A 4,462-nucleotide genomic window follows, 5' to 3' on the forward strand; every position below is an offset into this window, starting at 1 on the left:
CTGTAGGCATAAAAAAAGCCCAACCTTTCGATTGAGCTTCTTTTTGTGGTCCCACCTGGGCTCGAACCAGGGACCCCTTGATTATGAGTCAAGTGCTCTAACCAGCTGAGCTATAGGACCTGTATCCAAAACGGACTTTTTTGGAGTGTGCAAATGTAAGTGATGAAAAGAATATTTCCAAATATCTGTAGAAGAACTGTAAAAAAAGGCATTCTGACAGAATCCGTTGTGTATAGGCTTCAAGGTAATTTCTTGTTATATTAGCACATTCAAATTGTTGATTCCGGCATGAAATTTATCCACGCAGCTGATCTCCATATCGAAAGTCCGTATAAGGGTATCCATTCAGAAAACAGGGAATTGGGACAAGCTTTGGTGCGGTGTGGAATTCGCGCGTATGAAAAGTTGATTCAAACCTGTATTGACGAGCAGGTTGATTTCCTTCTGATTGCCGGAGATAGTTTTGATAGTGATTCAGGGAGTTTGAGTGCTCAGTATCGTTTTTTCAGAGGACTTGAGCAGCTAAAATCCAACGACATACAGGTCTATGTGGTTTGTGGAAATCACGACCCGCTTAACCAGTGGGCGAAAAACTTTACGCTTCCTGACAATGTTCACCGCTTTGGTCCGGATATGGTCGAAAAGAAAGAGTTCACCAATAAAAAGGGGGAAACTGCAGCTATCTATGGCGTAAGTTTCGGACAAAAGGTCGAAGACAGACGACTGGTTCAGCAGTTTCAACGCACCGACTCCGCTCAATTTGCCATTGGACTATTACATGGTACGCTGGCAGGAAGAGAACATAAGAATCCCTATTGCCCCTTTACAATGGACGAGCTACGGGCATCAAAAATGGAGTATTGGGCGTTGGGGCATATCCATAAACGGGAAGTTGTGAACGAATCGGCTCCGGTTGTCGTCTACCCTGGAAACCTTCAGGGACGTCACTTTAACGAAACCGGAGATAAAGGGTGTTACCTCATCTCGGTCGACAACGGAAGGGTTTCAAGCAAACAGTTTGTCCCGTTGAGTGCGGTTGTTTTCACTTATCTCTCTCAGGATATTCAAGGGGTTAATGATACTTCCGGTTTGTTCAATCTTCTGGAAAAGATACGTATGGAGCAACTGTCGTCAGGGTCATCCTGTTTACTTCGACTGGAATTAACGGGAATGTCTGAACTGCATGAACTCCTGTCGCAGCAGAACGAACTGGATGAATTGATTCGCGCGTTTAACGAAGAGAATTCTTACAGCGGAACTTTTGTACATCTGGATCGGATCATCAATCGCACACTTCCTGTCATCGATCTGGAAGAACGTAAACTGGCTTCCGATTTTATTGGCGATCTGATCCGACAGTTTGAACTGTATGAAAATGATCCGGAGAAAAGAAACCGGATGGTTGAAGAAATCATGGAAGAGTTGAAAACAGCAAAAGTAGGCCGATATGTTCCTGAAATCAGCGATTCCGAAGAAATCCTTGAACTCCTGAACCGGGCAAAATGGAAATGTATTTCCGGCCTGCTCACCAATCCGGATGAACAATGAAAATAGACCATTTACATATTGATGGATTCGGAACCTTCCATGATAAAAAAATCAGTGGTTTTTCGGAAGGTGTTACGGTACTGTATGGAGAAAATGAAGCCGGAAAATCTACCCTTCTCGATTTTATCCGTTTTACTCTATTTGGTTATCCCCGGCTTAAGGATGAAAGGCGGTCTCCTGTTTACGGAGGGAAACACGGAGGAAGTATTTCACTGATTAATTCCGCTAATGAAGCAGTCACAGTTTACCGTGAGGGGAAAAACCATCAGTTTCATTTTGACTACAAAGGGAAAACAACCAGCAAAGAACACGAGTACCAGCAACTAATGGGAAATGCGTCTTCTGATTTATATCAGAATGTCTATGCAATAACTCTGGATGAGCTAATTTCCATAGGAAAGCTGAGTGACAGCGGAATGGAAGATCGTATTTTTTCTCTGGGAATGGGGTTGTCCGGTGTCGATTTCGGAGGATTTGAAAAAGATCTGGTTACACACAGTAAAGAGTATTACCTGTCCGGAGGGAAAAAACAGATTCTGCTCGAACTGACCAATCAAATCGAGGAAAGAGAAGGAAAAATCGCTGATTTACGGCGAAAAATGGATGATTACAACCGGCTTACAGAGTTACTCAAACAACTGGAATCCGAATGTGCCGAACTTGCCGAACAGCGCAAAACAACTATTCTAAACGCAAATCGTCTTACAGCACTTGAGCGTGCATACCCTCATTTTGTTGAATACGTTTCAGCAAAAAAGATAATTTCCGGGCGTGATTCCTTTACCCTGCATCCGCAACAAATCCGGGAAGATTATCTCGCATATAAGGCAGAATTCAACGCTGCACAGAAGTTAATTACACAATTTACCGCAGAAGCCGAAGACCTGAAAAGCGAACTGGCTGCGCTAAAAACAAATGAGAATCTCGATAAGAACGCTTATATACTTGATTATTTTAAATCAACCCTAGAACTCTACAGACAAGCAGCTATCGAAATTGAGCAGGAAAAAGCGAAGATTGTCGCAACAAAGCGGCAAATTGATTCTGTTTTGTCACAACTGGGAGAATCTGTACAACCTGATATACTTATCGGAATACAGGGAACGCTTGAGTTACGCAATACCTCAGTCGAAATATACGACCAACAGCATACACTCGCACAAAAACTGGACCGAACTGAGGAACAGCTTCTTCAGTATCAGTCAACTCGTGCAGACTTAACACGTCAGCAGGAAGAAGTAGATACAGAAATCCGGCAAACAGGTATCAACAGTCCTGCTGAAGCAGAAGAAGTAGAGCGCGAATGCATAGAAACAGACACGCTCTTTCAAAAAGCACTCTCCGGTTCCACGGCACCTGCACCCGGAAAAGAGAGTTTTTTACCCGGAATCATTGCTGCAGGATGTGTCCTCGTTGCTGCAGGATTCCTGTTGCTGTACAACACCCTTTTAGGAGGAACACTGTTGCTAATTGCCGGTTTACTTTTCTTTTTCATTTTCCGCAACACAGCTAAAAGCAAAACTGTAGCACCTGTTCAGGACGGAAATCAGATTAACCGTCGATTAAAAGAGCTGGAAAATAAATTACAGAATTACCGGACACTTTCTGCGAAAAGAAAAGAATTGCGGCGCCAAATCGAAGAACTTTCCCGTCAACAAAAAAGTGAAGAGAATAAGAAAGAAAGTATCCTTTCCGAAAGTGAGAATCTGCAAAAGGAGTGGGAACAATTACTGCGTGAAAAACAGCTTCCTTTAACACTGAATCCCCTTTCCATGGAGAGTTTCCTTAGCGGAGCAGATGAATTAAAAAAACTGTACCAACGGATAAAAGAAGCTGAAGACACCCTACTCCGCCTCACAAAAACAAAGGAGGATTTTGAAGAGAAGCTCCGTATCGTTTTGCCGGAAAATGAGCTTCCAAATTATAACACAGCGCTTATTCTGATTCAACAACTTGAGGAGAATGCCTCTATCCGGTTACGCCATGATCAATTGCAGGATAACCTGCAAAAGACAGAAAAAAGCATACACCAAAAACAGGAAGAAACATTTCAGTTACAAGAAAAAATAGATCAGCTGTTTCAGTTGACAGGAGTTTCTTCGGAACAAGAATTTTATGCCCGTTTTGAAAAACAGGAAATCTATCAAAAAGCAGAAGAGCAACTACAGACAACCAGCAAAGCGATCCAATCTATTTGCGGACAGGATAATTTCGAACAAACCCTCGAAGCATTAACCCAAACCAACCCTTCTGATTTACAAATTGCAACCATAGAAGCAAAAGAGCTGGCTGAAACCACTGAAAAGACTTACGAAGAAAAGAATCGGGAACTAGCCGAATGTAAAACGGAAATTCGTCACATTCTTGAACCGGACGAAATGTATGCCCTGCTCAACGAGCGTGAAGCACTGCAAACACGTTTGGATGATGCTGCAAAAGAATGGTTGGCAACCAAAATAGCATTACGTGTGCTTTCTGATAGTAAACAGAAGTATGAAACTGAAAAACAACCGGAAGTAATCACCTATACGCGGGACTATTTTCGGGAAATAACCGCTAATGCCTACGAAGATCTCCGTATTTCCCTGAGTGAAAAACACGTGAGTCTAATCGATACTTCGGGAAAAACCAAAACAGTAGAGCAACTAAGCCGTGGCACCAGGGAACAGTTGCTTCTTGCCCTTCGGATGGGACTTATCGAAGAGTATGAAAAAAGCTCCGAACCTCTTCCTGTTGTTCTGGATGATGTCATGGTCAATTTTGATGTGCACCGTTCTGCCAACCTTGCCAAAGCGTTGAACCGATTCGGCATTGGAAGACAGGTAATCCTGTTCACCTGCCATGAACATACCCGGGATCTTTTTGCTGAAAACAACGCAACTATTATTACCTGGTAATAGAAAAAGCTTTCTCT

At 42.8% G+C, this 4,462-nt stretch carries 2 protein-coding genes and 1 tRNA gene; 2 read left to right on the forward strand and 1 reads right to left on the reverse strand.

The genetic code is table 11. The annotated features are described in order from the left end of the window. Nucleotides 1–46 precede the first annotated feature (46 nt). A tRNA-Ile gene (locus AC4PL9_RS14960) sits at nt 47–120 on the reverse strand. 168 nt (nt 121–288) lie between these two features. Here AC4PL9_RS14960 and AC4PL9_RS14965 point away from each other — a divergent pair. Further along, nucleotides 289–1,548 carry a metallophosphoesterase family protein gene (locus AC4PL9_RS14965; protein ID WP_491605556.1) on the forward strand — a complete coding sequence of 420 codons (1,260 nt, stop codon included), beginning with the start codon at nt 289–291 and terminating at the stop codon, nt 1,546–1,548. Further along, nucleotides 1,545–4,445: an ATP-binding protein gene (locus tag AC4PL9_RS14970; protein WP_491605557.1), complete on the forward strand. Its 2,901-nt coding sequence runs from the start codon at nt 1,545–1,547 to the stop codon at nt 4,443–4,445. Before AC4PL9_RS14965 ends, AC4PL9_RS14970 begins: the two co-directional genes overlap by 4 nt. Nucleotides 4,446–4,462: the final 17 nt, after the last annotated feature.

This window comes from Wandonia sp., from assembly GCF_984588085.1.

What these genes read in the sequence shown, in the direction of transcription:
- AC4PL9_RS14965 (WP_491605556.1), top strand. Translation starts at nt 289, where the DNA reads ATGAAATTTATCCACGCAGCTGATCTCCATATCGAAAGTCCGTATAAG.
- AC4PL9_RS14970 (WP_491605557.1), top strand. Translation starts at nt 1,545, where the DNA reads ATGAAAATAGACCATTTACATATTGATGGATTCGGAACCTTCCATGAT.